The following is a 4,658-nucleotide window of genomic DNA, read 5'->3' as shown; positions in this document are numbered from 1 at the left end:
CTTTGAAAACTAAACAAACAAAAACGTCAACAAACAAAAATATTTCGTTTCTTTAATGAAACGAAGCCAACGTAACAAAATGAGCTAATCAACTTTCTTGGAGAGTTTGATCCTGGCTCAGGACGAACGCTGGCGGCGTGCCTAATACATGCAAGTCGAGCGAATCACTTCGGTGGTTAGCGGCGGACGGGTGAGTAACACGTGGGCAACCTGCCTGTAAGACTGGGATAACTTCGGGAAACCGGAGCTAATACCGGATAATCCTTTTCCTCTCATGAGGAAAAGCTGAAAGACGGTTTCGGCTGTCACTTACAGATGGGCCCGCGGCGCATTAGCTAGTTGGTGAGGTAACGGCTCACCAAGGCGACGATGCGTAGCCGACCTGAGAGGGTGATCGGCCACACTGGGACTGAGACACGGCCCAGACTCCTACGGGAGGCAGCAGTAGGGAATCTTCCACAATGGACGAAAGTCTGATGGAGCAACGCCGCGTGAGCGATGAAGGCCTTCGGGTCGTAAAGCTCTGTTGTTAGGGAAGAACAAGTACCGGAGTAACTACCGGTACCTTGACGGTACCTAACCAGAAAGCCACGGCTAACTACGTGCCAGCAGCCGCGGTAATACGTAGGTGGCAAGCGTTGTCCGGAATTATTGGGCGTAAAGCGCGCGCAGGCGGTCCTTTAAGTCTGATGTGAAAGCCCACGGCTCAACCGTGGAGGGTCATTGGAAACTGGGGGACTTGAGTACAGAAGAGGAAAGCGGAATTCCACGTGTAGCGGTGAAATGCGTAGAGATGTGGAGGAACACCAGTGGCGAAGGCGGCTTTCTGGTCTGTAACTGACGCTGAGGCGCGAAAGCGTGGGGAGCAAACAGGATTAGATACCCTGGTAGTCCACGCCGTAAACGATGAGTGCTAAGTGTTAGGGGGTTTCCGCCCCTTAGTGCTGCAGCTAACGCATTAAGCACTCCGCCTGGGGAGTACGGCCGCAAGGCTGAAACTCAAAGGAATTGACGGGGGCCCGCACAAGCGGTGGAGCATGTGGTTTAATTCGAAGCAACGCGAAGAACCTTACCAGGTCTTGACATCCTCTGACACTCCTAGAGATAGGACGTTCCCCTTCGGGGGACAGAGTGACAGGTGGTGCATGGTTGTCGTCAGCTCGTGTCGTGAGATGTTGGGTTAAGTCCCGCAACGAGCGCAACCCTTGATCTTAGTTGCCAGCATTCAGTTGGGCACTCTAAGGTGACTGCCGGTGACAAACCGGAGGAAGGTGGGGATGACGTCAAATCATCATGCCCCTTATGACCTGGGCTACACACGTGCTACAATGGATGGTACAAAGGGCTGCAAGACCGCGAGGTTTAGCCAATCCCATAAAACCATTCTCAGTTCGGATTGTAGGCTGCAACTCGCCTACATGAAGCCGGAATCGCTAGTAATCGCGGATCAGCATGCCGCGGTGAATACGTTCCCGGGCCTTGTACACACCGCCCGTCACACCACGAGAGTTTGTAACACCCGAAGTCGGTGGGGTAACCGTAAGGAGCCAGCCGCCTAAGGTGGGACAGATGATTGGGGTGAAGTCGTAACAAGGTAGCCGTATCGGAAGGTGCGGCTGGATCACCTCCTTTCTAAGGATATAAGCTGGACCTATGAGCCAGACAAAACACGTTTGTTTGATTGTTTCTTGTTTGTTTAGTTTTGAGAGTGCAATTTCTCTCAAAACATCGTTCTTTGAAAACTAGATAATCGTAATGAAGAAGTCAAGTAAATACATCGAGTAATCGCCATTTTAGTTTTCTCTCTTATTTAATTAAGAGAAACAAACCTTTTAGGTTAAGTTAGAAAGGGCGCACGGTGAATGCCTTGGCACTAGGAGCCGATGAAGGACGGGACTAACACCGATATGCTTCGGGGAGCTGTAAGTAAGCTTTGATCCGGAGATTTCCGAATGGGGGAACCCACTGTTCGTAATGGAACAGTATCTTTACCTGAATACATAGGGTATTGAAGGCATACCCGGGGAACTGAAACATCTAAGTACCCGGAGGAAGAGAAAGCAAACGCGATTCCCTGAGTAGCGGCGAGCGAAACGGGACATAGCCCAAACCAAGAGGCTTGCCTCTTGGGGTTGTAGGACACTCAACATGGAGTTACAAAGGAACGGGGTAGATGAAGCGGCCTGGAAAGGCCCGTCAGAGAAGGTAAAAACCCTGTAGTCGAAACTTCGTTCCCTCCTGAGTGGATCCTGAGTACGGCCGGACACGTGAAATCCGGTCGGAAGCAGGGAGGACCATCTCCCAAGGCTAAATACTCCCTAGTGACCGATAGTGAACCAGTACCGTGAGGGAAAGGTGAAAAGCACCCCGGAAGGGGAGTGAAATAGTTCCTGAAACCGTGTGCCTACAAGTAGTTAGAGCCCGTTAATGGGTGATAGCGTGCCTTTTGTAGAATGAACCGGCGAGTTACGATCCCATGCAAGGTTAAGTTGAAGAGACGGAGCCGCAGCGAAAGCGAGTCTGAATAGGGCGTTTGAGTATGTGGTCGTAGACCCGAAACCAGGTGATCTACCCATGTCCAGGGTGAAGTCCAGGTAACACTGGATGGAGGCCCGAACCCACGCACGTTGAAAAGTGCGGGGATGAGGTGTGGGTAGCGGAGAAATTCCAATCGAACTTGGAGATAGCTGGTTCTCTCCGAAATAGCTTTAGGGCTAGCCTCACGTAGTAAGAGTCTTGGAGGTAGAGCACTGTTTGGACTAGGGGCCCTCATCGGGTTACCGAATTCAGACAAACTCCGAATGCCAAAGACTTATCCGTGGGAGTCAGACTGCGAGTGATAAGATCCGTAGTCAAAAGGGAAACAGCCCAGACCACCAGCTAAGGTCCCAAAGTTTACGTTAAGTGGAAAAGGATGTGGAGTTGCTTAGACAACCAGGATGTTGGCTTAGAAGCAGCCACCATTTAAAGAGTGCGTAATAGCTCACTGGTCGAGTGACTCTGCGCCGAAAATGTACCGGGGCTAAACGTAACACCGAAGCTGTGGATTGACATCTTAGATGTCAGTGGTAGGAGAGCGTTCTAAGGGCGTTGAAGCTAGACCGTAAGGACTGGTGGAGCGCTTAGAAGTGAGAATGCCGGTATGAGTAGCGAAAGATGAGTGAGAATCTCATCCACCGTATGCCTAAGGTTTCCTGAGGAAGGCTCGTCCGCTCAGGGTTAGTCGGGACCTAAGCCGAGGCCGAAAGGCGTAGGCGATGGACAACAGGTTGATATTCCTGTACCACCTCTTTATCGTTTGAGTGATGGGGGGACGCAGGAGGATAGGGTAAGCGCGCTGTTGGATATGCGCGTCTAAGCAGTTAGGCTGGAAAGTAGGAAAATCCGCTTTCCGTGAAGGCTGAGCTGTGATAGCGAGGGAAATTTAGTACCGAAGTTCCTGATTCCACACTGCCAAGAAAAGCCTCTAGCGAGATAAAAGGTGCCCGTACCGCAAACCGACACAGGTAGGCGAGGAGAGAATCCTAAGGTGAGCGAGAGAACTCTCGTTAAGGAACTCGGCAAAATGACCCCGTAACTTCGGGAGAAGGGGTGCTTTTTGAGGTGAATAGCCTCGAAGAGCCGCAGTGAATAGGCCCAGGCGACTGTTTAGCAAAAACACAGGTCTCTGCGAAGCCGCAAGGCGAAGTATAGGGGCTGACGCCTGCCCGGTGCTGGAAGGTTAAGAGGAGGGGTTAGCGCAAGCGAAGCTCTGAATCGAAGCCCCAGTAAACGGCGGCCGTAACTATAACGGTCCTAAGGTAGCGAAATTCCTTGTCGGGTAAGTTCCGACCCGCACGAAAGGCGTAACGATCTGGGCACTGTCTCAACGAGAGACTCGGTGAAATTATAGTACCTGTGAAGATGCAGGTTACCCGCGACAGGACGGAAAGACCCCGTGGAGCTTTACTGTAGCCTGATATTGAATTTTGGTACAGCTTGTACAGGATAGGTAGGAGCCTGAGAAACCGGAGCGCTAGCTTCGGTGGAGGCGTCGGTGGGATACTACCCTGGCTGTATTGAAATTCTAACCCGCACCCCTTATCGGGGTGGGAGACAGTGTCAGGTGGGCAGTTTGACTGGGGCGGTCGCCTCCTAAAGAGTAACGGAGGCGCCCAAAGGTTCCCTCAGAATGGTTGGAAATCATTCGTAGAGTGTAAAGGCACAAGGGAGCTTGACTGCGAGACCTACAAGTCGAGCAGGGACGAAAGTCGGGCTTAGTGATCCGGTGGTTCCGCATGGAAGGGCCATCGCTCAACGGATAAAAGCTACCCCGGGGATAACAGGCTTATCTCCCCCAAGAGTCCACATCGACGGGGAGGTTTGGCACCTCGATGTCGGCTCATCGCATCCTGGGGCTGTAGTCGGTCCCAAGGGTTGGGCTGTTCGCCCATTAAAGCGGTACGCGAGCTGGGTTCAGAACGTCGTGAGACAGTTCGGTCCCTATCCGTCGTGGGCGCAGGAAATTTGAGAGGAGCTGTCCTTAGTACGAGAGGACCGGGATGGACGCACCGCTGGTGTACCAGTTGTCTTGCCAAAGGCATCGCTGGGTAGCTATGTGCGGACGGGATAAGTGCTGAAAGCATCTAAGCATGAAGCCCCCCTCAAGATGAGATTTC

2 rRNA genes (1 of these 2 running past the window's edge) are annotated in these 4,658 nt (G+C 52.2%); both read left to right on the top strand.

Features of this window, described 5'->3' with window-relative positions:
* Positions 1-94: 94 nt before the first annotated feature.
* Positions 95-1,632: ribosomal RNA gene (locus QFZ87_RS24910) — 16S ribosomal RNA — on the top strand.
* Positions 1,633-1,835: 203 nt separating this feature from the next.
* Positions 1,836-4,658: ribosomal RNA gene (locus QFZ87_RS24905) — 23S ribosomal RNA — on the top strand; it runs 113 nt beyond the window's last position.
* The 16S and 23S rRNA genes sit together here, the layout of an rRNA operon.

Origin of the sequence: Bacillus sp. SLBN-46, assembly GCF_031453555.1 — a bacterium.
Classification (GTDB): Bacteria; Bacillota; Bacilli; order Bacillales; family Cytobacillaceae; genus Neobacillus.
This window is presented reverse-complemented; position numbering and strand designations above follow the sequence as displayed.